The organism is Variovorax sp. W1I1, assembly GCF_030815625.1.
Taxonomy (GTDB): domain Bacteria; phylum Pseudomonadota; class Gammaproteobacteria; order Burkholderiales; family Burkholderiaceae_C; genus Variovorax; species Variovorax paradoxus_C.
On record NZ_JAUSWZ010000001.1, the window covers coordinates 2,501 to 25,479 of the forward strand.

Annotated in this window: 18 protein-coding genes and 2 rRNA genes; 7 read left to right on the plus strand and 13 right to left on the minus strand. The window is 64.1% G+C overall.

Annotated features, from left to right (window positions below; translation table 11 throughout):
• Nucleotides 1-50 precede the first annotated feature (50 nt).
• Both QFZ83_RS00020 and rrf read left to right on the plus strand, forming a co-directional pair.
• Nucleotides 51-2,924: ribosomal RNA gene (locus QFZ83_RS00020) — 23S ribosomal RNA — on the plus strand.
• 145 nt (nucleotides 2,925-3,069) lie between these two features.
• A 5S ribosomal RNA gene (rrf, locus tag QFZ83_RS00025) occupies nucleotides 3,070-3,182 on the plus strand.
• A 126-nt stretch (nucleotides 3,183-3,308) separates the two neighbouring features.
• Here the strand turns inward: rrf and QFZ83_RS00030 are convergent.
• From QFZ83_RS00030 to hppD, 5 genes are all read right to left on the minus strand, one after another.
• Nucleotides 3,309-4,241, minus strand: coding sequence for an MBL fold metallo-hydrolase (locus QFZ83_RS00030; RefSeq protein WP_307501189.1), 933 nt, complete (start codon nucleotides 4,239-4,241; stop codon nucleotides 3,309-3,311).
• Nucleotides 4,242-5,933, minus strand: a complete 1,692-nt coding sequence (locus tag QFZ83_RS00035) for an AMP-binding protein (protein WP_307501191.1) — start codon at nucleotides 5,931-5,933, stop codon at nucleotides 4,242-4,244.
• A gap of 110 nt (nucleotides 5,934-6,043) precedes the next feature.
• Nucleotides 6,044-6,916 (minus strand): phenylalanine 4-monooxygenase, encoded by an 873-nt coding sequence (phhA, locus tag QFZ83_RS00040; RefSeq protein WP_306881377.1) that lies wholly within the window; start codon nucleotides 6,914-6,916, stop codon nucleotides 6,044-6,046.
• Between the two features lie 24 nt (nucleotides 6,917-6,940).
• Entirely contained in the window at nucleotides 6,941-7,750 is an 810-nt protein-coding gene (locus QFZ83_RS00045) for a transporter substrate-binding domain-containing protein (RefSeq protein ID WP_307501194.1), read from the minus strand.
• A gap of 37 nt (nucleotides 7,751-7,787) precedes the next feature.
• A complete protein-coding gene (hppD, locus tag QFZ83_RS00050; protein ID WP_013543780.1) occupies nucleotides 7,788-8,915 on the minus strand; it encodes a 4-hydroxyphenylpyruvate dioxygenase in 1,128 nt (375 codons plus the stop codon).
• Nucleotides 8,916-9,062: 147 nt separating this feature from the next.
• Here hppD and QFZ83_RS00055 point away from each other — a divergent pair, with 147 nt between their 5' ends.
• The 4 genes from QFZ83_RS00055 to lnt all read left to right on the plus strand — a co-directional run bounded on the left by QFZ83_RS00055 (nucleotide 9,063) and on the right by lnt (nucleotide 13,015).
• Nucleotides 9,063-9,536, plus strand: coding sequence for an Lrp/AsnC family transcriptional regulator (locus tag QFZ83_RS00055; protein WP_013543779.1), 474 nt, complete (start codon nucleotides 9,063-9,065; stop codon nucleotides 9,534-9,536).
• 109 nt (nucleotides 9,537-9,645) lie between these two features.
• Nucleotides 9,646-10,374, plus strand: a complete 729-nt coding sequence (locus QFZ83_RS00060; protein WP_013543778.1) for a GNAT family N-acetyltransferase — start codon at nucleotides 9,646-9,648, stop codon at nucleotides 10,372-10,374.
• Between the two features lie 191 nt (nucleotides 10,375-10,565).
• Complete coding sequence (locus QFZ83_RS00065; RefSeq protein ID WP_013543777.1) at nucleotides 10,566-11,444, plus strand: HlyC/CorC family transporter; 879 nt, start codon at nucleotides 10,566-10,568, stop codon at nucleotides 11,442-11,444.
• Nucleotides 11,444-13,015 carry an apolipoprotein N-acyltransferase gene (gene lnt, locus QFZ83_RS00070; RefSeq protein WP_307501198.1) on the plus strand — a complete coding sequence of 524 codons (1,572 nt, stop codon included), beginning with the start codon at nucleotides 11,444-11,446 and terminating at the stop codon, nucleotides 13,013-13,015. The genes QFZ83_RS00065 and lnt overlap by 1 nt, the downstream gene beginning before the upstream one ends.
• Before the next feature lie 7 nt (nucleotides 13,016-13,022).
• Here lnt and QFZ83_RS00075 read toward each other — a convergent pair whose 3' ends face one another.
• From QFZ83_RS00075 to QFZ83_RS00110, 8 genes are all read right to left on the minus strand, one after another.
• Entirely contained in the window at nucleotides 13,023-14,387 is a 1,365-nt protein-coding gene (locus tag QFZ83_RS00075; RefSeq protein WP_307501200.1) for an FAD-binding oxidoreductase, read from the minus strand.
• A gap of 23 nt (nucleotides 14,388-14,410) precedes the next feature.
• Nucleotides 14,411-15,217: an ABC transporter permease gene (locus QFZ83_RS00080; RefSeq protein WP_307501203.1), complete on the minus strand. Its 807-nt coding sequence runs from the start codon at nucleotides 15,215-15,217 to the stop codon at nucleotides 14,411-14,413.
• Nucleotides 15,214-16,044, minus strand: coding sequence for an ABC transporter ATP-binding protein (locus QFZ83_RS00085; RefSeq protein ID WP_307501205.1), 831 nt, complete (start codon nucleotides 16,042-16,044; stop codon nucleotides 15,214-15,216). The genes QFZ83_RS00080 and QFZ83_RS00085 overlap by 4 nt, the downstream gene beginning before the upstream one ends.
• Before the next feature lie 13 nt (nucleotides 16,045-16,057).
• A complete protein-coding gene (locus QFZ83_RS00090; protein WP_280811277.1) occupies nucleotides 16,058-17,044 on the minus strand; it encodes an ABC transporter substrate-binding protein in 987 nt (328 codons plus the stop codon).
• 58 nt (nucleotides 17,045-17,102) lie between these two features.
• A complete protein-coding gene (locus QFZ83_RS00095; RefSeq protein ID WP_176661549.1) occupies nucleotides 17,103-17,966 on the minus strand; it encodes a creatininase family protein in 864 nt (287 codons plus the stop codon).
• 23 nt (nucleotides 17,967-17,989) lie between these two features.
• Nucleotides 17,990-19,261: an amidohydrolase family protein gene (locus QFZ83_RS00100; RefSeq protein WP_307501213.1), complete on the minus strand. Its 1,272-nt coding sequence runs from the start codon at nucleotides 19,259-19,261 to the stop codon at nucleotides 17,990-17,992.
• Complete coding sequence (locus QFZ83_RS00105; protein ID WP_307501216.1) at nucleotides 19,258-19,845, minus strand: NAD(P)H-dependent oxidoreductase; 588 nt, start codon at nucleotides 19,843-19,845, stop codon at nucleotides 19,258-19,260. The genes QFZ83_RS00100 and QFZ83_RS00105 overlap by 4 nt, the downstream gene beginning before the upstream one ends.
• A gap of 122 nt (nucleotides 19,846-19,967) precedes the next feature.
• Nucleotides 19,968-21,980, minus strand: a complete 2,013-nt coding sequence (locus tag QFZ83_RS00110) for a helix-turn-helix domain-containing protein (RefSeq protein WP_307501219.1) — start codon at nucleotides 21,978-21,980, stop codon at nucleotides 19,968-19,970.
• Nucleotides 21,981-22,175: 195 nt separating this feature from the next.
• On the opposite strand from QFZ83_RS00110, the gene QFZ83_RS00115 reads away from it, so the two are divergent.
• The gene (locus QFZ83_RS00115; protein ID WP_307501222.1) at nucleotides 22,176-22,967 is read left to right on the plus strand and encodes an SDR family oxidoreductase; all 792 of its coding nucleotides are present in this window, start codon (nucleotides 22,176-22,178) and stop codon (nucleotides 22,965-22,967) included.
• Nucleotides 22,968-22,979: the final 12 nt, after the last annotated feature.

Sequence of the window (22,979 nt, forward strand, 5' to 3'; positions counted from 1 at the left end):
ATATTCCTTGAAATGATTTTGTAGTTTCGAAAGAAACGTCAAAGTTATAGGGTCAAGTGAATAAGAGCACGTGGTGGATGCCTTGGCAATGATAGGCGACGAAGGACGTGATAGCCTGCGATAAGCTTCGGGGAGCTGGCAAATTAGCTTTGATCCGGAGATTTCCGAATGGGGAAACCCACCGAAAGGTATCGCATGATGAATACATAGTCATGCGAGGCGAACCGGGTGAACTGAAACATCTCAGTAGCTCGAGGAAAAGACATCAACCGAGATTCCGAAAGTAGTGGCGAGCGAAATCGGAAGAGCCTGTTAGTGATAGCACAAGACATAACGGAACAGTTTGGAAAGACTGGCCATAGCGGGTGATAGCCCCGTACGTGAAATGACCTGTGTGGTACTGAGCTAACGACAAGTAGGGCGGGACACGAGAAATCCTGTCTGAATATGGGGGGACCATCCTCCAAGGCTAAATACTCATCATTGACCGATAGTGAACTAGTACCGTGAGGGAAAGGCGAAAAGAACCCCGGGAGGGGAGTGAAATAGATCCTGAAACCGCGTGCTTACAAAAAGTAGGAGCCTCGTAAGGGGTGACTGCGTACCTTTTGTATAATGGGTCAGCGACTTACATTCAGTGGCAAGGTTAACCGAATAGGGAAGCCGTAGAGAAATCGAGTCCGAATAGGGCGATCAGTCGCTGGGTGTAGACCCGAAACCAAGTGATCTATCCATGGCCAGGATGAAGGTGCCGTAACAGGTACTGGAGGTCCGAACCGACTAGTGTTGCAAAACTAGCGGATGAGCTGTGGATAGGGGTGAAAGGCTAAACAAACTTGGAAATAGCTGGTTCTCTCCGAAAACTATTTAGGTAGTGCCTCAAGTATTACCATCGGGGGTAGAGCACTGTTTTGGCTAGGGGGTCATGGCGACTTACCAAACCAAGGCAAACTCCGAATACCGATGAGTACAGCTTGGGAGACAGAGCACCGGGTGCTAACGTCCGGACTCAAGAGGGAAACAACCCAGACCGCCAGCTAAGGTCCCTAAAATTGGCTAAGTGGGAAACGAAGTGGGAAGGCTAAAACAGTCAGGATGTTGGCTTAGAAGCAGCCATCATTTAAAGAAAGCGTAATAGCTCACTGATCGAGTCGTCCTGCGCGGAAGATGTAACGGGGCTAAGCCAGTTACCGAAGCTGCGGATTTGCAATTTATTGCAAGTGGTAGGAGAGCGTTCTGTAAGCCTGTGAAGGTGCGTTGTAAAGCGTGCTGGAGGTATCAGAAGTGCGAATGCTGACATGAGTAGCGTTAAAGGGGGTGAAAAGCCCCCTCGCCGTAAGCGCAAGGTTTTCTACGCAACGTTCATCGGCGTAGAGTGAGTCGGCCCCTAAGGCGAGGCAGAGATGCGTAGCTGATGGGAAACAGGTCAATATTCCTGTACCGTTATATAGTGCGATGTGGGGACGGATCTTAATAGGTCATCCAGTTATTGGATTATTCTGGTTTAGTTGGATGTAGGCGTGCATTAGGCAAATCCGGTGCACATATACCGAGGCCAACGATCGAGCGGACTTGTCCGTGAAGTGACTGAACGAGGTTCCAGGAAAAGCCACTAAGCTTCAGCTATATACGACCGTACCGCAAACCGACACTGGTGCGCGAGATGAGTATTCTAAGGCGCTTGAGAGAACTCAGGAGAAGGAACTCGGCAAATTGACACCGTAACTTCGGAAGAAGGTGTGCCCTATTAGTGTGTAGTGAACAACGAAGCATGAATGGGTTGCAAAAAATCGGTGGCTGCGACTGTTTATTAAAAACACAGCACTCTGCAAACACGAAAGTGGACGTATAGGGTGTGACGCCTGCCCGGTGCTGGAAGATTAAATGATGGGGTGCAAGCTCTTGATTGAAGTCCCAGTAAACGGCGGCCGTAACTATAACGGTCCTAAGGTAGCGAAATTCCTTGTCGGGTAAGTTCCGACCTGCACGAATGGCGTAACGATGGCCACACTGTCTCCTCCTGAGACTCAGCGAAGTTGAAATGTTTGTGATGATGCAATCTCCCCGCGGAAAGACGGAAAGACCCCATGAACCTTTACTGTAGCTTTGTATTGGACTTTGAACAGATCTGTGTAGGATAGGTGGGAGGCTTTGAAGCAGGGTCGCTAGATCTTGTGGAGCCAACGTTGAAATACCACCCTGGTGTGTTTGAGGTTCTAACCTAGGTCCATTATCTGGATCGGGGACAGTGCATGGTAGGCAGTTTGACTGGGGCGGTCTCCTCCCAAAGCGTAACGGAGGAGTTCGAAGGTACGCTAGTTACGGTCGGACATCGTGACGATAGTGCAATGGCATAAGCGTGCTTAACTGCGAGACTGACAAGTCGAGCAGATGCGAAAGCAGGACATAGTGATCCGGTGGTTCTGTATGGAAGGGCCATCGCTCAACGGATAAAAGGTACTCTGGGGATAACAGGCTGATACCGCCCAAGAGTTCATATCGACGGCGGTGTTTGGCACCTCGATGTCGGCTCATCTCATCCTGGGGCTGTAGCCGGTCCCAAGGGTATGGCTGTTCGCCATTTAAAGAGGTACGTGAGCTGGGTTTAAAACGTCGTGAGACAGTTTGGTCCCTATCTTCCGTGGGCGCTGCAGATTTGAGGAAGCCTGCTCCTAGTACGAGAGGACCGGAGTGGACACACCTCTGGTGTATCGGTTGTCACGCCAGTGGCATTGCCGAGTAGCTAAGTGTGGAAGAGATAACCGCTGAAAGCATCTAAGCGGGAAACTCGTTTCAAGATGAGATCTGCCGGGGCCTTGAGCCCCCTAAAGAGTCGTTCAAGACCAGGACGTTGATAGGTCAGGTGTGGAAGCGCAGTAATGCGTTAAGCTAACTGATACTAATTGCTCGTGCGGCTTGACCCTATAACTTTGATCAATCAGATCAAGGTGTTATGCCAAGTTGACGCATTCAAAATACATTCAAGCAAGCGCAAGACAATTGCGCGCTGATTCCAAACTCTATGAATTCGTTTACTTGATCATGTGATCAGGTAAACAACCCTTTATGCCTGATGACCATAGCGAGTTGGTACCACTCCTTCCCATCCCGAACAGGACAGTGAAACGACTCAGCGCCGATGATAGTGCGGGTTCCCGTGTGAAAGTAGGTCATCGTCAGGCTCTTACAGCCCAGAAAACCCCAGTCAGCAATGACTGGGGTTTTTTGCTTTTCAGATTTGGAATTCGAGGAATAAAAACGCCCCCCAATCCTGGATGGCGCGCTTTTCCACTCCGAAGCGACCGGATTCAGGTATTACGAATACCCAAAGCATCCTTCTCGGCCGCACCTGCGGCAATCAATTCGGCCAAGATATCCTCGGTTAATTGATCCAATTCTTCATCTGCAAAGAAGCGAAGACGAATAGTCTCCAAGTACGGCGTGCCTCGCAGCCACGCCGACCAGTCCTCGAGAGCGATGTGCTGCATTTCCAGCAGCTTGAACTTCATCAGCACCTTGATCGCATGTCGAGCGTGCTTCGCCGGGTCGCGCTTCAGCCCGCCGAGACGCCGGCGCGCGGTGGCCAACGCACTGTCGATGCCATTGAACACGCGGCCGTGTCCAGGAATCACCTGCCGCGGCGCCAATTTCTCGATGCAATCCAGCGTCGCTGCGATCTCGCCGAAAGACGGCTCCCCCGCCAGCTCAGGAAATGCGATGCCAAAACCGTTCTCCCACAGCGCATCCGCGGAGATCAGCGTGCGCGAAGCCGGATCGAACAGGATGATCGAATGGGGATCATGGCCAGGTGCGCTGTGGACTTCCCACGTGCTGTCACCAAGCAGGCATTCCGTTCCGGGCTGCAGTAACCCGGTGAACCGAAAACGAGGGCAAGTCTGCCCAGTCGCAAGAAAACTCAAGCCGCGCTCGTCCCACCGCTTCACCAACGCCGCTTCCCCTGGGGGAATATCCGTTCGAAGTGCCGGATAACGCAACTGCAACGCGGCGTTCCCGCCGCAATGGTCGCTGTGCAGATGCGTATTCAGCACGCGGTCCAGCGGCCGGGAGCCCAGCGCCGACTCAACCAACGCCAACGTCTGCTCGGCATGCGTGGCATAGCCGGTGTCCACCAGCGCGGTTTCCTTTGCCCCGACAAACAGGACGTTGTTCGATGACAGCCATCCGCGCTCGAACACGACGACATTCGCCGGCAAGCCGGCGCTCGCCGCGGCATTGCTCATTCAGGCGCTCGCGCTGGTGCGAAGCTCACGCCGCAGGATCTTCCCCACATTGGTTTTCGGCAGCGAGTCGCGAAACTCGATGTGCTTCGGCCGTTTGTACCCAGTGAGTTGCCCGTTGCAGTACTGAAGCACCGCGTCCTCGGTCAAATTCGGATCCCGGCGCACCACGAAAACCTTGATCGCCTCGCCCTGCTTCTCGTCAGGCACTCCCACCGCCGCACATTCAACGACACCCGGGCACAGCGAAATCACGTTCTCCAACTCGTTCGGGAACACGTTGAAGCCGCTCACCAGGATCATGTCCTTCTTGCGGTCGACGATGCGGCTGTAGCCATCTTCCTGCATCACGGCGATATCGCCCGTCCGCATGAAGCCATCTGCGGTAAACGCGGCCGCGGTCTCGGCGGGCTGGTTGTAGTAGCCCGTCATCACATTGGGGCCCTTGATGCAGAGTTCGCCCGACTGCCCGATCGGCACCGAGTTGCCCTCGTCGTCCTTGATCGCGATCTCGATGCTCGGCAACGGCAGCCCGATGGTGCCGGTGAACTTTGTGTTCGACACCGGGTTGTTGGTGCCGATCGCGCAGGTCTCGCTCATGCCCCAGCCTTCGATCATCGCGCAGCCGGTCGCCTCGAACCACTTGCGCGCCGTGCCTTCCGACGCGGCCATGCCGCCGGCCTGAGAGACGAAGAGCGTCGAGAAATCGATCGTCTTGAACTGCGGATGCATCAGGAGCGCGTTGAACAGCGTGTTCACCGCGGGCAGCATGTGGAACGGCCGCTTCTTCAACACCGCGATGAACTTGTCGAAGTCGCGCGGGTTCGGAATCAGCGTCATGTGCGAGCCTTGGCGGATCACCAGCAGGCACAGCGTCAGCGCGAAGATGTGATACAGCGGCAGCGCAGCGATGCTGTTGACCTTCGCGAGATCGCCGGCGCGGGCCAATGCCGGCGTGAACCAGGCTTCGGCCTGCAGCGTTGCCGCCGCGATGTTGCGATGCGTAAGCACCGCGCCCTTCGACAGGCCGGTCGTGCCGCCGGTGTACTGAAGGAACGCGATCGAATCGAGCGTGCTCTCGTCGGCCGCCAGCGTGCGACCGCGTCCTTCGGAGATCGCCTGCGTGAACGGCGTCACCGTGCGTCCGTCGCTCAGCGGCAGCTTGTACGGCGGCACCATCTTGGCCAGGTGACGCACGGCGATCGTGATCCACGCGCCGTACAGACCACCGAGCAGGTCGCCCATCGAGGTCATGACGACATGCTTGACCGGCGTGCGCTCGATCACCTGTTCGAGCGTCGAAGCGAAGTTCTCGAGAATCACGATCGCCGTCGCGCCCGAGTCCTTGAGCTGATGCTCCAGCTCGCGCGCCGTGTAGAGCGGATTCACGTTCACGCAGGTGTAGCCCGCGCGCAGCACGCCGCACATCGTGACGGCGAACTGCGGAATGTTGGGCAGCATGATCGCCACACGCGCACCCGGCTCGAGCCCCTTCGACTGCAGCCAGGCGCCCAGCGCCTTCGACAGCACATCGAGCTCGCCGTAGGTCATCCAGCGCTCCATGCAGACCGAGAACGGCCGGTCCTTGTAGCGACCGAACGCCTCTTCGAACATGTGGGGCAGTGACCGGTATTGCTCGGGATTGATTTCCTCGGGCACGCCGGCTGGATAGTTTTGTCGCGCGGATGTCTGCATGCAAGCTCCTTTGGCGCGGATTGTGGGAGCGAGGTGCTCCCAGCCACCAGCGGGCTTGTCCTAGGGTGCCTGCGCGGGGTGTCGCGCAGGCGATAGCGCGGAGGACGCTGTCAGGCCTTGCCGGTCTCGCCCGGCAGCAGCACGCCGGGCTCGATGTCGGCCTCGACCGCGAGCGCTTCGTAGATCGGCGTGAAATCTGGCGCCGTGAGATCGAAGAGCTGCGCGAAGTCTTCGATCACGAAGTAGTTGCTCTGGTAGGTGTCGATCTTGTAGCGCGTGCGCATGGCGCGCAGCAGATCGAGCGGCAGCCGGCGCGGCTCGTCGCTGAGCACGGCGTGCTTGAGCTCGCCCACCGAGCTCAGGATGCCGGCGCCATAGGCGCGCAGGCCGTCGGGCTGGCGAATCAGGCCGAACTCCACCGTGTACCAGTACAGCCGCGAAAGCTTCTCGCCCGCACCCAGTTCGTGCGCCTTGATGCCGCCCGCGCCGTAACGCTGAACGTAGTCGGCGAAGGTCGGGTCGAACAGCATCGGCACGTGGCCGAAGAGATCGTGGAACACATCGGGCTCGACGATGTAATTGAACTCCTCGGGCTTGCGGATCCAGTCGGTCACCGGGAACTTGCGGTTCGCGAGCAGCGTGAAGAAGGGCAGCTCCGGAATGAGCCCCGGCACCGCGACGATTTCCCAGCCCGTGGCCTTGTGCAGCCGCTCGTTGATTTCATCGAAGTGCGGGATGCGGTCTTTCACGCCCAGCGACGGCAGCGCGTTGATGAACGCATCGCAGGCCAGGCCCGGCAGTTGCGCAGCCTGCCGCTCGTAGAGCCGCCGGTAGGTGTCGTGGTCGGCCGCCGTGTAGCTGGCCCAGTCCTGTGGGCAGGTGTAGTCGGCTTGCACCGATCCGCCGCGCGAGTAGTCGCCGCGCGGCGGACGATCGGATGCGCCATAGACGGCGGGAATGACGGCGGCGGCAGGGGAATCCATGGGGAATCTTGTTTCTCTCTCGGGTTATTTGAGCCAGCGGTCCATCACGCGCTGGAAGTCGCCGCCGGCCTGCTGCAGGTGCAGCCACTGGTCGACGTACAACTTGAAGGCCACGTCGTCGCGCGGCAGCATCCAGGCCATTTCGCCGTACTGCAGCGGCTTGTCGGGGTTCACTGCGCACAGGCCCGGCTTGAGCTTCTGCTGCGTGATGGCCTCGGCCGCTTCGGTCACGAACACGTCGGCGCGGTTGGCGAGGATCTCGTCGAAGATCGTCACGTTCTCGCCGTGCAACGTGAGCTTGGCCTGCTTGAAGTTGGCGCGGGCGAAGCGTTCGTTGCTGCCGCCCGGATTGAAGATGACTCGCGTCGAAGGCTGGTCGATCGCCGCGACGCTCTGGTACTTGGCCACGTCGGCGCAGCGCGCGATCGGCGTCTTGCCGTTGACCATGTAGGGCGCGCTGAAGAAGGCGCGCTTTTGCCGGTCGGTGGTGACCGACACGCCGCCTACCGCGATGTCGCACTTGCCCGCAGCCAGGTCGGGCAGCAGGTTGGCCCAGGTGGTCTTGACCCACTCGGGCCTGGCGCCGAGGCTCGCGCTGAAGCCGGTCATCAGGTCGATGTCGATGCCTTCGAACGAGGCATCGGTCTTCTGGAAGCTGAAGGGCTTGTAGTCGCCCGGGGTGCAGATGCGCAGCACCGCGGCTTTCTGCACCGCGTCCAGGTGCGAGGTGGCCACCGGCGTCGTTGCCGCCGGCGCCATCGCGCAACCCGAAAGAACGGCGGCAGCCGCCGCGATGAAGGTCAAAGCTATCGACGAAGACGTGCTGCTGCGCATGCGGACTCCTGGGCAATAAGGCCGGTTGAAAGGGCCCTTATTTTGCGGCGCTCAGCACGCCGCGGCGCATCTGGTCGAGCTCGATGCTCTCGAACAGCGCCTTGAAGTTGCCGTTGCCGAAGCCGTCGTCGCCCTTGCGCTGGATGAACTCGAAGAAGATCGGGCCCAGCTGGTTCTCGCTGAAGATCTGCAGCAGCAGGGCGTCCTTCTTGCCGTCGATCAGGATCTTTCGCTTCTTCAGCTCGGCCACGCTCTCGCCGTGCTCGGGAATGCGCTTGTCGACCAGTTCGTAGTACGTGTCGATGGTGTCGAGCAGCACGACGCCCTTGGCGCGCATCGCATCGACGGTGGCGTACAGGTCGTCCGAGCCCATCGCGATGTGCTGGATGCCCTCGCCCTTGTACATGTCCAGGTACTCCTGGATCTGACCGGCCTGTTCCTTGCCCTCTTCGTTGATCGGGATGCGGATCTTGCCGCAGGGGCTGGTCATGGCCTTGCTCTTTACGCCCGTCACCTGGCCTTCGATGTCGAAGTACTTCACTTCGCGGAAGTTGAAGAGCTTCTCGTAGAAGTTGGCCCACACGTCCATGCGGCCGCGGTACACGTTGTGCGTCAGGTGGTCGACGTAGGTGAGGCCATTGCCCTTGGTGGCCAGGCCGTCCTGCGAGGACACGCCCGGCAGCGGTTCGAAGTCGACGTCATAGAAGCCGATGTTGCCGATGTCGCCCGGCTTCGCGCCGTTCTTGCCGGGCCAGCGGTCCACCAGGTAGATCAGGCTGTCGCCCACGCCCTTGATGGCGGGGATGTTCAATTCGCCCGGGCCGGCCTTGTCGGCGAAGCCCCAGGCGCCCAGCGAGGTGGCGCGCTCGTAGGCCTGCTTGGCGTCCTGCACGCGGAAGGCGATGGCGCAGACGCTCGGGCCGTGCTCGCGGGCGAAGCGTTGCGCGAACGAATCGGGTTCGGCATTCAGGATGAAGTTGATATCGCCCTGGCGGTACAGCAGCACGTTCTTGTGGCGGTGCTTGGCAATGGCCGTGAAGCCCATGCGCTCGAACACCTTGCCCATGGCAACCGGGTCCGGCGCCGCGTATTCGATGAATTCGAAGCCGTCGGTGCCCATGGGGTTCTCCCAGGGCGTGAAGGCGGGTGCGTCGGCTTGGCTCATGTGCGGTCTCCAGAAAGTGGGGGATCGATAGGTAAGAGATAGGCGAAAAACGCCAGTGCTGCAATGTAGGTTGGATGCCGCTCAAGTTTTCAGCGTTGTTGGGCGCGCTGGGTGGCGGATGCGCAGTAAAACTGCAAAAATAAGCTGATGGAAGCACTCGACAAGATTGATCGCCTCATTCTGCGCACGCTGCAAGCAGACGGGCGCGCCACCTACGACCAGCTCGCCGAGCAGGTCAGCCTGTCGCCCAGCGCCGTGCTGCGGCGGGTCAAGCGCCTGGAAGAAAGCAAGGTGATCGACCGCTACGTCGCCCTCGTGCGCCCCGAGGTGATCGGCCTCGGCCTCACGGCTTACCTCAACGTGCGGCTCGAAAAGCACACCGAGACCCACAAGCGCAACCCGATGGACCTCTTCCGCGCCAGCGTCCAGACCTGGCCCGAGGTGGTTGAATGCGCGGCCCTCACGGGCGACATGGACTACCTGCTGCGCGTCGTGGTGGCCGACATGGCGCACTACAGCCGCTTCATCATGGACACCCTGCTCAAGCACCCGAGCGTCGAGGACTGCAAGACCAGCTTCGTGCTGGACCGTGTCAAAGCCACAACAGCCGTCCCCGTTTGACCCCGAAGTGGTTGCTCGGGCGCCACGCGTTCTGGTAATGGGTCACGAATGTGTCTTGGAAGTGCCCCTTGCGGCTTGTTGATTAAGGGAAAACCCTTACATTCGAGCCATGCTTACCGCCAAGACCCTCCTCAAAGCGTCTCTAGGCCTCGGCTCTTTCTTGAAAGCGCCGATGGTTGAGACCCAGCCACGCGCCGTCTCCTCGCCCCAGCCCGTCATGGTGCCGATCCGCTCGATCGGCCCCCGCGAGCGGGAGCGCATCGCCCAGCACCTGCTGGCGCTCACCCCCCACGACCGGTACCTGCGCTTCGGCTACGCCGCGGCCGACGAGCAGGTCCAGCGCTACGTCGACAGCCTCGATTTCGAGCGCGACGAGCTGTTCGGCATCTACAACCGCCGCCTCGAACTGATCGCGATGTCGCACCTGGCGTTCGCGCCCGGCGACCAGCACAGCGACTGCGCCGAATTCGGCGTTTCGGTCTCCGCGCACGCCCGCGGCCGCGGCTACGGTGCCCGCCTCTTTGAGCGGGCGGTGGTCGTGGCCCGCAACGAAGGCGTGGGCATGCTCTTCATCCATGCGCTGAGCGAGAACGCCGCCATGCTCAAGATCGCCCGCAACGCCGGCGCCACCGTGGTGCGCAGCGGCTCCGAAGCCGAAGCGCATCTGCAACTGCCGGAGGCCACCTTCGACAGCCGCATGAGCCAGATCTCGCTGGAGCACTACGCCGCGGTCGACTTCGCCCTCAAGAGCCGCGCCAAGCAGTTCTGGGCTTTTCTCGCGAGCCTGCAGGAAGTGCGCAGCGGCATGCGCGACGCGCGCAGCAAATCTGCCCCTTGACTGTTGGCCCCCCGGCTTTTCACTTCGCTTCGCTGCGTGTAATTCGCCACCCCCCCAAGGGGGAGGCGCGGCTCGCCTTGGGGCGAGCCCGGCGGCGCCCGCCCGTGTTCTCCTCTGAGGATAGAACTCAAGGTAGAGCGTGTCACACGCAATCCGTTATCCTTGCCCCTCCCCAACTACGCCCTCCCGCAGTGGCCGAACCTCACCCTGAACGCGCACCCGTAGAACGGGAAGACAAGCGCGGCTTCCTCCAGAAGCTTGCCGAATTCATCCACCCCGGTCCCGACTCGCGCGACGAGCTGATCGAAACCCTGGCCGATGCCGAGGACAACGAGGTGATCGGCGCCGAGTCGCGCGTGATGCTCGAAGGCGTGCTGCGCATGGCCGACATGACCGCCGGCGACGTCATGGTTGCCGCGCCGCGCATGGATCTGGTGAACATCGATGCGCCCTTCGATGCGCTGCTGCACCTCATCATCGACACCGCGCACTCGCGCTTCCCGGTGTACGAGGGCGAAAAAGAAAACATCATCGGCATCCTGCTCGCGAAGGACCTGCTCAAGCTGCAGCGCGCGCCGGGCCTGAACATTCGCGCCTTGCTGCGCCCGGCCACCTTCGTGCCCGAGAGCAAGGGCCTGAACGACCTCTTGCGCGAATTCCGCGGCAACCGCAACCACCTGGCCATCGTCATCGACGAATTCGGCCGCGTGGCCGGCCTCATCACCATCGAGGACGTGCTCGAGCAGATCGTGGGCGAGATCGAAGATGAGTTCGACATCGCCGAGGACGAGGGCGACATCTTCGGCCTGGCCGACCACACCTACCGCGTCTCGGGCGACACGCCCATCGAGCGCGTGGCCGAGGCCTTCGGCATCACCTTCGACGAAGAGCAACTGAGCGAAGACTTCGACACCATCGGCGGCCTCATCGCGCACGAGATGGGCCATGTGCCCAAGCGCGGCGAGCACCATGCGATGGGCGGCTTCGACTTCGTGGTGCTGCACACCAAGGGCGGCGCGGTGCGCTGGTTCAAGGTGTCGCCAGCGCGCGGCGGCGACGCGGCCGACTGATGCCGTTGCCCGCGGCGGCGACGGCGCGCATCTCGCCTGCTTCTCCCGTGATGGCCTGGCTTCGGCTGCTCGGGTTCGGGTTGGCTGGCCTCGCGCAGGCGCTGTCGATCGCCTGGCCGCTCGGCGGAAAGCCGCTGTGGTGGCTGCAGCTTCTTTCGATGGGCGCGCTGGTCTGGCTGCTCGGCAGCCTGCGCGCCGAGGGCGCCGGCTGGCGCCGCGCCGGGCTTCACGCCTGGCTCTTCTCGACGACCTGGCTCACCGGCAGCTTCTGGTGGCTCTTCATCTCGATGTACACCTACGGCGGACTGCCGGCGCCGCTGGCCGCCATCGCCGTGCTGGCGCTCGCGGCGGCGCTGGGGCTCTACTACGCCGTGGCCGCCGCATGGTTCGTGGTGCGCGGCCCGAAGGGGCGCGTGACCGGCGCGCTGGTCTTCGCCGCGTTGTGGACGCTCGCTGAACTCGTGCGCGGCAGCTGGTTCACCGGCTTCCCGTGGGGTGCGGGCGGCTATGCGCATGTGGAAGGCCCGCTCGCCGCGTGGGCGCCGTGGATCGGCGTCTACGGCATCAGCGCCGTCGCGGCGCTCGCGATGGCGCTCCTCGTACTGGGCCCCCTCGCTCGCAAGGCCGACGTCGTCGCGGGACTAGTGCTCGTCGCACTCGTGTTCGGCTTCCCGCACATCGCGCCCTCACTGCGCGGCGCCAGCACCGGCAGCCTCCAGGTCGCGCTCCTGCAAGGCAACATCCCCCAGGACGAGAAATTCATCCCCGGCGGCGGCATCGAAACCGCCCTGCGCTGGTACGGCGAACAACTGCGCGATGCCAAGGCGTCGCTCGTCGTCACACCCGAAACTGCCGTGCCCCTGCTGCCCCAGCAGTTGCCCCCTGGCTATCTCGAAGCGATCCAGGCGCGCTACAGCAACGGCACGCAGGCGGCGATCGTCGGCCTGCCGCTGGGCGGCCGCGCCGGCTACAGCAACGCGGTGCTCGGCTTCCAGCCCGGTGCAACGCAGCCGTACCAGTACAGCAAGCACCACCTCGTGCCCTTCGGCGAATTCATTCCGCCGGGTTTCCGCTGGTTCATCGAGATGATGAACATCCCGCTCGGCGACTTCCAGCGCGGCGGCCTCGCGCAGGCGCCATTCGTCTGGCAGGGCCAGCGCATCGCGCCGAACATCTGCTACGAAGACTTGTTCGGCGACGAAATTGGCGCGAACTTCCGCGACGAGGCGACCGCACCGACCATCCTGCTCAACGTGAGCAACATCGCGTGGTTCGGCGACTCGGTGGCCATCGACGAGCACCTCTCCATCTCACGCATGCGCGCGCTCGAATTCGCGCGGCCGATGGTGCGTGCCACCAACACTGGCGCCACCGTCGTCATCGATGCCGAAGGCCGCGTGACGCACCAACTGCCGCGCCTCACGCGAGGCGTGCTCGAAGCCACGGTCGAAGGCCGCACCGGGCTCACGCCCTATGCGCGCTGGGTGGCGCCATTCGGCTTGTGGCCGCTGTGGATCGCAATGCTCGCCATCGTCGGCATCGCGTTCGCACTGGGCCGCCGCCAGCGCTGAATCCGCTTCAGGCCGCCGGCTGAACCGGCCAGTCGCGCAGCTTGCCCGGGTTCAGCAAACCCATCGGATCGAAGCGCTTCTTCACCGCGATCACCTCGGCCGGCAGCGGCCCGCCCGCCTTGCCGTCTTCCACGATGTTCACATGCGGGTTGTTGATGTGCACGTTGTGCGCGCGATGGATGTCAATGATCTCGGCCAGCCGCTCCTCGGTGCTGAAGCGCACCAGCTGAAGCCCACTGCAGGTCATGAGCCCCGCGACGTTGCGGATGAATTCGATGTGCATCATCACCTCGCCGCCCAGCAGCTTTTCCATCTCGATGATCTGTTCGACATGCCTGCCGGGGATGAACCCGCTCTGCAGGTAGGTCAGCGTCGGGTCGACCTTGAGCGCATGCAGCGTCGTGTGGTTCCAGGTGAACTCCATCAGCGTGCGATTGCTCTTCTGCACCTCGGCTGCGGTCTTGCGGTAGCTCACGGTGCCGCCGTGCGCCTCGACCAGTTGCAGCAGCGCCGGCTCGCACGATTCGGCGACGAGCGACAGCACCGTGTGGCAGCCCTTGGGCAAGTACGCCGCGAGCTGCGCCAGATGATCGGAGATGGGCGCTGCGAAGAACGAGATCTCCCGCTTCACGATGCCCGGCCCGTTCGCGAGCTTGTCGGCGAAGTGCAGCGCGTTCTCGAAGCTGTGGAAAGTCACCAGCGTCTCCAGCCACGGATGCGCGGGCGCCAGCGCAATCTCCAGTTCCAGCACAAGACCGTTGGTGCCCCACAGATGGTGCATGCGCATCGCCTCGGCACCGCGCAGTTCGACCACCTGCGGCTCCGCCTCGATCGTCATCGCTCGGATGCCGAGCACGTTGCCGGGCGCGCCCAGCGGCCCGTAGTTGATCGAGCCCACACCGCCGAAGCCTCCGCCGAAAAGTCCGCCGAGCGTCGCGCTGCGGTAGGTCGACGGCACGCAGCGCATCTCCTGCCCCGACGACTTCGTCTGCTTCTCCAGTTCGCCAAGCCGGATGCCGGCCTGCGCGCGCGCCACGCCGGGCTGCACCCAGAGGCAGGCGTTGTAGCCCGTCATGTCGAGCACCACGCCACCCGCGAGCGGCGTCGTCTGTCCGTAGTTGCCGGTGCCGCTGCCACGGATGACGATCGGCACACCGCGTCGCGCGCAGGCGCCCACCACAGCGCGGATCTCGTCTTCGCTGCGCGGCCGCACGACCACGTCGGCGCGCTTGTCTTTGAGTTGGCGATTCAGCACCGGGCTGAACCACGAGAAGTCCTGCGAGAGCCGCGTGACGCGGCCTTCGTCGGTGATCCAGTCGAGGTCGGGCAGTTCGAGCAGCAACTGCTCGATGGAGGAAGCGGGAGCGTTCATGGTCGTCGTCGATGTCAGCAATTTCAATCTTGGGAAAGTTCGCTCGCATGCCACGAACCCAGCGCCACCTTGGTGAGCCAGGCCATCAGCACGAAGAGCGCCACGCCGGTCAGCGAGATCAGCAACAGGGCCGCGAACATGCGCGGAATGTTCAGCTGGAAACCCGCCTGCAGGATCTGGTACGCCAGCCCCGCGCCCGAGCCGCCGGTGCCTGCGACGAATTCCGCCACCACTGCGCCGATCAGCGCAAGGCCGCTCGAGATGCGAAGCCCGCCGAAGAAATACGGCAGCGCGCTCGGAATGCGCAGCCGCACCAGCTGCTGCCAGCGCGTCGCGCGGTTCAGCTTGAAGTAGCTCTGCAGGTCGGGATCGATGCTGCGCAGCCCGAGCGTCGTGTTGCTGATGATCGGGAACAGTGCCACCAGCGCCGCGCACACTGTCATCGCCGCAACCGGGTTCTTCACCCAGATGATGATCAGCGGCGCCACCGCGACGATGGGCGTCACCTGCAAGAGCACCGCATACGGAAAGAGGGCCGTCTCGATGCGCTTGCTCTGCACGAAGAGGAACGAGATCAGCACGCCTGCCACCGTCGCTAGCGCGAACGACAGCACGGTGATCTTGAGCGTGACCAACAGCGCATTGCCCAGCGGCGCCCAGTCGGTCACCAGCGTCTGCATCATGAGATACGGCGAGGGCACGAGGTAGGGCGGCAGTTCCATCGCCACCACCATCCACTGCCACAGCGCGACCAGCACGACGCCGATCAGCACCGGGTACAGCACGCGCTGTACGCGCGGTTGGTTCAAGAGGGGAGTGCGCTGTTTCATCGCGCGTGCTCCTCGTCGGCATTGCTTGCGCGCAGCAGGCTGTCCTGCAGCCGCTTCGCGTACTTCGCGAATTCGGGCGTCACCATGAAATCGGCGCTGCGCGGATAGGGCTCGTCGATCTGGAACTGCTCCACCACGCGCCCCGGCCGCGCCGCCATCATCACCACGCGGCTCGACAGGAACACCGCTTCATGGATCGAGTGCGTCACGAAGATCACCGTGAGCTTCTTCTTGCGCCAGAGCTCGAGCAGGTCGGCATCGAGCTTGTGGCGCGTGATCTCGTCGAGCGCGCCGAAGGGCTCGTCCATCAGGAGCAGGTCGGGCTGCGTGACCAGCCCGCGCGCGATCGACACGCGCATTTGCATGCCGCCCGACAGCGCGCGCGGCAGCGCGCCGGCGAATTTCTCGAGACCCACAAGCGCGAGCGATTCCATCACCCGCGCATCGGCCTCCTTGCGAGGCACACCGGCCAGGTCGAGTGGCAACCGCACATTGGTCTGCACGCTGGCCCAAGGCATCAACGTGGGCGACTGGAACACGAACGACATGCGGCGCGCGCTGTCGTGCAACTGGCTCACGGGCTTGCGCCACACCAGGAGGCGCCCGTCGCTTGGCTCCAGCATGCCCGCCACCATCTTGAGCAGCGTGCTCTTGCCGCAGCCCGAAGGCCCGAGCAGCGTGACGAACTCGCCTTCGGCGATCGACAGGTCCACCGGCAGCAGCGCCTGCGTGCCGTTGGGGTAGGTCTTCTCGGCCGAGAGCACTTCCACCGCGGGCACGGCAGGTGCCGTCGGTGGCGCGAGGGTGTGGGGTTCGATGCGATTCATGGCGCGCGGAAGTTCAGGGCAAGACCTTGGCGTCTTTCACGAACTCGGTCGTGTAGGTTTTTGCGAGTTCGACCTTCGCCGGGTCCAGCAGCTTTGCGCTCACGAGAAAGTCGTAGCTCGCCTTCGAGCGCGCATCCGTCATCACGCCGATGCCCAGCTTGGCCGCATCGCCACCGGTGACCATGCCCATCTCCTTGAGCTTGGCGACGCTGTAGGCCAGTTGGTCGTCGGTCATGTTGGGGTTGTCTTTCTTGATGAGCGCATTGGCGGGCGCTGGGTCGGCGAGGTAGCTCTTCCAGCCCTCGGCCGAGGCCTTCACGAACGCGGCGACCTGCTTGCTGCGGTCCTTCACCGTCTTCTCCATGCACGACACCGTGGTCGCGTACGCGGGGAAACCGTGGTCGCTGAACATCAGCACGGTGCTCTTCACGCCGGCCTTCTGGATGGCGTAGGGCTCCGACGTCAGGTAGCCCTGCTGCGCGGTGTTCTTGTCCGCCACGAAGGGCTGGATGTTGAAGGTGTAGGGGCGCGTCTGTTCGTCCACGAGGCCGAACTTGGCCTTAAGCCACGGCCAGTAGCCGCGGTTGGCCTGCGCGCCGATCAGCAGCGTCTTGCCCTTCAGGTCCTCGAACTTCTTCACGTCGTCGTGCGCGATCAGCACCTGCGGGTCCTTCTGGAAGAAGGCCGCGACGTTGACAACCGGAACGCCGCCTTCGCGCACCTGCATCATCTGGATGTCGCTCGATCCCATGATGCAGTCGGCCTGGCCGGCCGCCATCATCTGCGTGATGTTGACCTGCGGGCCGCCCATCTTGATGGTCACGTCCAGGCCGTACTTCTTGTAGATGCCCTGCGCCAGCGCCTGATAGAAGCCGCCGTGCTCGGCCTGCGCGTACCAGTTGGTCATGTAGGTGAACTTGTCCTGGGCCTGTGCGGGTGCGACGGCCGTGAGGAGCGACAGCGCGGCGGCGCCGGCCAGGGAAAGAGCGAAGGAACGCATGGTGGGGACCTCTCGAAGGCTGGATGAAAAAGAATGAAGCCGATGCAAGGAGCGCGCCTCAGGCCGGCACGAACGATTGCTGGATGAAACCCTGCTGGTGGCCGCGCTCCCAGGTGGGCTCCTCGCGCACCACCCAGCGCAGCGCATGCAGTTCGGTCAGCGCCTGCACCCAGCTGTCGGAGAGCGTCTCCAGGATCTCGATGCCCTGTTCGCGCGTGGCGCTGGTCGGATCGCCGATCACGCCGCTCGGGCCGAAATCGCGCGCGGTCCATGCGCAGGCGGGGCGGCCGTCGGCCGACAGCAGCTTGATCGGGAAGGGCGGCGGAAAGTTGGCCGCCGCACGCTCCATGTGCACCGTGTCGGGTGCGAGCGCGAGCATCAGCGCGGTCTCGGAATGGCCGGCGTGCATCGACAAGCGCTTTTCCTGTTCGCTGATCTGCTTGCTCGATGCGTTCGGCAGGCGCGACACGCCATGCGGCACCACCACGAAGTCGCCGTGCCGCAGACGCAGTTCGCGCGCCGCCATCTCCAGCACCTGCGGTTGTCCGCCGTGGCCGTTGGCGAACAGGAGCTTGCGAAAGCCCGCGCGGTACACCGACTCGCCGATCTCGGTCACGGTAGAGAGCAGCGTGGTGCCGGTGAGCGTCATCGTGCCGGGGAAGTGCAGGTGCTCTTCCGACTTGCCGTAGGTGATGGTGGGCAGCGCGAAGGCGCGCACCTCGGCGGGCAGCTTCTCGAGCGCCCGGCCCATCACGCCCGAGGCGATCACGCTGTCGACCGAGCACGGCAGGTGCGGGCCGTGCTGTTCGATGGCGCCGCAGGGCAGCACGATGACCGTGTTCTCGCGGTCGGGCAACGCGGCGATTTCGGTCCAGCTCAGGTAGGGCAGGAAGCGGTGGGGCGGGATGTAGCCGTGGAGCATGGGAGTCCTTGCGTGTTCTTTGCTTACTTGGGGAAGAAGGGTGTCGCGTCGCCGTGCGTCACGCAGCCATCGCGCAGCACCACGCGGGCGGCGGTGCGTGAGGGCCAGCCGTGGCGATCGGCCTGCGTGAAGAGCACCAGGTCGGCCTTCGCGCCGACCAGCGTGGGCGCCGTCGTGGCGGGCGCGCGTTGCAGCCAGTCGCCGCGGCACAGCGCCTGCGACCAGTTGTCGAAGGGTTCATCGAGTTGCGCGACCAGCGCGGCCGTGCCCAGCGCCTCGACGGGGTCGAAGCTGCCGAGCCGGCAGAACGGGTCCTGCACGTTGTCGCTCGCGAGCAGCAGTGGAATGCCGCGCTCGCGTATTTCCTTCACGAGCGTGATGCCGCGCAGCCGCGGTGTGCGGCCTGTGACTGCGTCCTGCAGCAGCAGATTGGTCGCGGGCAGCGAGACCACGGTGATCGGCGCACGCGCCACCGCATCGAGCGTCGCGAAGGCCTGCGATTCAGGCTGCACCGCCAGCGCACAGATGTGGCCGCAGACCACGCGGCCTTCGAAGCCGATCTCGCGGAGGATGCGTGCGGTGGTTTGCAGGCCGACTGCCGCTGCATTGAGTTCTTCATCGACATGCAGGTCGATGTCCAGGTCGCAGGCCTGCGCCGCAGTCAGCAGGTTGCGCAGCGCGTTCTCGCTCCAGTTGGTCGAATGCACGAAGCCGCCGAGCAGCGCATGCGGCCCCCTGGCCTTCACCTGTTTCGCAAGGCGCAGCGCCCGCGCCGCGTCTTCGAAGAGCGGCAGCTTGATGAGGCTCACCTGCTCCAGCCGCACCCGGCCCGCCCATTCCTCGGCGAGTTCGGCCAGCACCGGCCAGGCCAGCGGCACCGCATCGGGCTCCCACCAGTCGACGTGCGTGCGCACATGCGTGGTGCCGCATTCCCAGGCCCACTGCAGGCCGCGCGCGGCGCGTTCGCGCACGTCGGCGGGGCTCCAGTGCACGCGGTCGGCGAGCATCGCGTCGATGGCGCCGAGCAAGCCCGGCTGCACATCTTTCATGCGCGGGAGCGTGAAGGCCTTGTCCAGGTGCGTGTGGGCGTCGACGAAGCCGGGCAGCACGAGGGTGCCGGCCAGGTCCCAGCCTTCGGGCGAGGGGGCGGCGCTATCGGCGGGACGCACCGACTGCACGCGCCCCGCGTCGAGCGCGATGCGCGCCAGCACCGGAACGCCGTCGCGCTGCGGCCAGTCCGTCGGAAGCAGCCAGCGCGGCAGCCGCGCGTTGTCGAGCAGCACGGGCGCGTTCATGCGAAGCGCGCCATGGCTTGGCCCACGCGCGCCATGAAGCGCTTGAGCTGGGGCTCGGTCGCCACGTTCATGTGGTAGTGGGCGTGGTAGTCCACCTTGGCCCTTTGGCCGGTGAGCCGCTTCATGTAGCGCGTGACGATCTTGCGCGGCGGATCGCCCATGTACCAGGCCATCCAGCGCGGCCGGCCGTAGGTGACCACGGCGCTGATCCGCTGGATGTGCGTGAGCATCGGCTTCACGTTCGCCGGGTCGGTGATGTCGAAGGCCACGCCCGGCATGAAGAGCCGGTCGAAGTAGCCCTTGAGCATCGCCGGCAGCCCGAAGCACCAGGTCGGAAAGCAGAACACGATGCCCTCGGCCCACTGCAGCCGCTCGACATACGGCTGGAGCGGCAGCTGGTTGGCGGGCACGTCGTGGTAGCCGAGCCGCTCCTCGCGCGAGAGCACCGGGTCGAAGCCCTCGGCGTACAGGTCGCAGTCGTCTACCTCGTGCCCGGCGGCGCGCAGGTTCTTCAGCACTTCCTGGTGCAGGGCCGCATGGAAGCTGGTTTCGACCGGGTGGCAATAGACGACGAGCACGCGCATGGTGTGTTTGACCGCTTAATCAGAGCAAGTGGTCAGGTTATGCAAGCGACGTGCCAGTCCGGATGCACCGGAGTGGTGATTTCTCCTGGATTGCGCTGTCGGGCCCGGCAGGCCCGGCCGGATCAGCCCTCGAGCGCCGGCGCGTCGCCCGCCATGCCCAGGCTCCAGAGCCTCAGCGCCACATGGATCTCCAGCGCCCGGCTTGCATTGCCCCAGTGCCCCAGCAGTTCTTCCACGCTGGCAAGCCGCTGCCGCACCGTGTTGACGTGGATGCCCATGCGGGCCGCGGTCGTCTTCGCGTTCTGGTTGTTGTCGAAGTACGCCAGCAGCGTGGCCGTGAGTTCCGAGCCGCGCTTCCTGTCATGGCCCATCACGGCGCCGATGGCTGCGTTCAGGAAGGTGTTCAGGCTCGCCTGGTCGTGCGTCTCGAAGAGCACCGAATACAGCGCCATCTCGTTCTGCCCGACGATGTGGCCGCGCATGCCCAGGCGGCCCAGCACCGCGAGCGCGCGCCGCAGCGTCGCATACAGGGCCGGCATTTCCGCGGGCGTTCTCACCGGTCTCGACAGCACACCGCGGTAGGCATCGCCGAGCTCGCGGCTGGCGAATGCGGTGAATTGAGCGAGGACATCCTGCGCCTTCGTCGCGCCGCACACGATGGCCAGCGCACCATCGACTTCATCCATCACGAGGTCCGAGAGCGGTGCGCCGGTCCTGAGGCGGCGCGCCCAGAAGCCCGGCCGCGGCTGCTCCATCTCGACCACCATCAGCGAGATCGGCTGCGACAGGTCGAGCCCGAAGCGTTCGGCGCGGTCCTGCGTCAACGCGGGTTCGTCCTGCCGCGGCGAGATGAGCGTGTGCAGCAGCGCCGAGACATCGCGGCTCTTGCTCGCCTCCACGCGCTCCTGCGACAGCAGCACGACGCCGATGACGCTCGAGCTTCGCTCGAAGGTGCGCACCGAGATGTCCCGCAGGTCCTTGTGCCGGAAGAGCAGCACCGCGCCGAGCACGTCGTTGCCGCCGATCACCGCGATCGCGCGGCACAGCTCGCCGCCGCGTGTGTAGGCGACCGCCGAGCGGCCGGCCTGGCGGCTCTCGCGCAGCGCCTGCGCCAGCGCGGCGCTGTGCTCGTCGTGCGGCGCATAGGCATCGGCCGCCGTGCCGGCGTAGCCCGGCGCGGTGGCGCGGCCGATCACTTCGCTGGCTTCGTCGAGCACCAGCACGCTGCCATTCAGAAGCTGCGCGACCGACTCGCACAGCGCGCCGAGCGACGCGCCTTTCGCGAGCAGCGAGGTGAGTTGCTCGTGCGCCTCGGCCGCCTCCTGCACATCGCGCGCATGCCGCTCGAGCTCGGCGCGCGCCAGGTCCGCGTTGTCCAGCGCCGTCTTCGCTTCCGCAAAAGCCTTGGCGTTGTTGATGGCGACGGCCGCGTGCGTGGCGAGCGTGCAGAGGATCGACACGTTCAGCGCCGTGTGCGTGCGGTGGTAGCGGTCGGCCACGAAGAGCAGGCCGATCACGTTGTCGTCGCACATGAGCGGCGCGCCGACCAGTGCCGCGACGCCTTCGTCCCTGAAGGTGTCGTCCAGCGCGGGGTCGTGCGCGAAGCGGTTGTCGTGCAGGTAGTCGGGCGTGAAGAAGGGCAGGCGCGTGGACATCACGATGCCCGCGACGCCCAGGTTCCGGCCGGCGGTCATCTTGCCGGTGCGATCGGAGATGGCGCCGTCGGCCACGACCACCTGGAACTCGCCGCTCGCCGTGTCGTAGATCGTGAGCCAGCACAGGTGCGCGCCCATCAGCTTGCGCGCGCGGCTCACGATGGCTTTGAGTAGGCCCGTGAGATCGAGGCGGCTCGAGAGGTCCTGCGCCGATTCGATCACCGCGAGCATGCCGCGTTCGCGCTGCTCGTGCAGCTCGAGCCGGTTGCGCAGCGCCATGGCCATGCGCACCAGTTCCACCAGGCCGGGCTTGCGCTGCAGCGCATCGGGCAGCGACTCGACATGCGCGAGGCATGCAGCGAACTCTTCGGCGGATGCGTTCCGGTGCAGGAGGCCGATGAGCTCGGGTGCGATCTCCTCGCCTGTCTGGCCCAGCGACGGGCCGTTCGTTCGCTTGCGTTCGTGGGGCGGTGCCGGCATAGGGCGCGAAGGCTAGCAGAACGATGCGCGCATGGGCATGGGCCCAAGCCCTAGTTCGCGCGGCTGCGCGCCGCATGCGCCATGGATCACATCGCACGGGCGTCGGATGTGTGTTTGCCGCACATAGGTTTCGGCAAGGGGCTTCCGGACACTTGCCGGGCCGAACCGTTCACACGAGACATCACGACACATCCCATGAGCATCATCGATTCACTGCGGCCCGCGCCCGGCCTGCGCGTGCTGGTCACCGCGGGCGGCTCCGGCATCGGCGCGGCCGTTGCCCGCGCCTTCCGCGAAACCGGCGCGCGCGTGCATGTGTGCGACATCGACCGCGGCGCCCTCGACCGCCTGGCCGTCGAGGCGCCCGAGATCACCTCGAGCATGGCGGATGCCTCGGTGCCCGACGACGTCGACCTCGTCTTCGACGACGTGCAGGGCGCGCTCGGCGGGCTGGACGTGCTGGTCAGCAATGTCGGCATTGCCGGGCCGACCGGCGCGATCCAGGACCTGAGCCGCGGCGACTGGGAGCGCACGGTGGCCGTGAACCTCAACAGCCAGTTCTATTTCGCGCAGCGCGCCGTGCCCTTGCTCCGGCAGTCCACGCAGAACCCGTGCCTCATTGCGATGAGCTCGGTTGCGGGCCGGCTCGGCTATGCGTTTCGCACGCCGTATGCCGCCACCAAGTGGGCCATCGTGGGCCTCATGAAATCGCTGGCGATCGAGCTCGGCCCGCACGGCGTGCGCGTCAACGCGATCCTTCCGGGCACGGTGGAAGGCGAGCGCATGAACAGCGTGATCGGCGCGCGCGCGGCGACCGCGGGCGTGTCGGTGGAAGCGATGCGCGCGCAGTACCTGCAGAAGATCTCGCTGCGCCGCATGGTCACGCTGGACGACGTGGCGGCCATGGCGCTTTTTCTCTCTTCGCCCGCGGCGCGCAACCTGACCGGACAGGCGATCAGCGTCGACGGGAACATGGAATACCTCTGAGCGCTCCGGGCG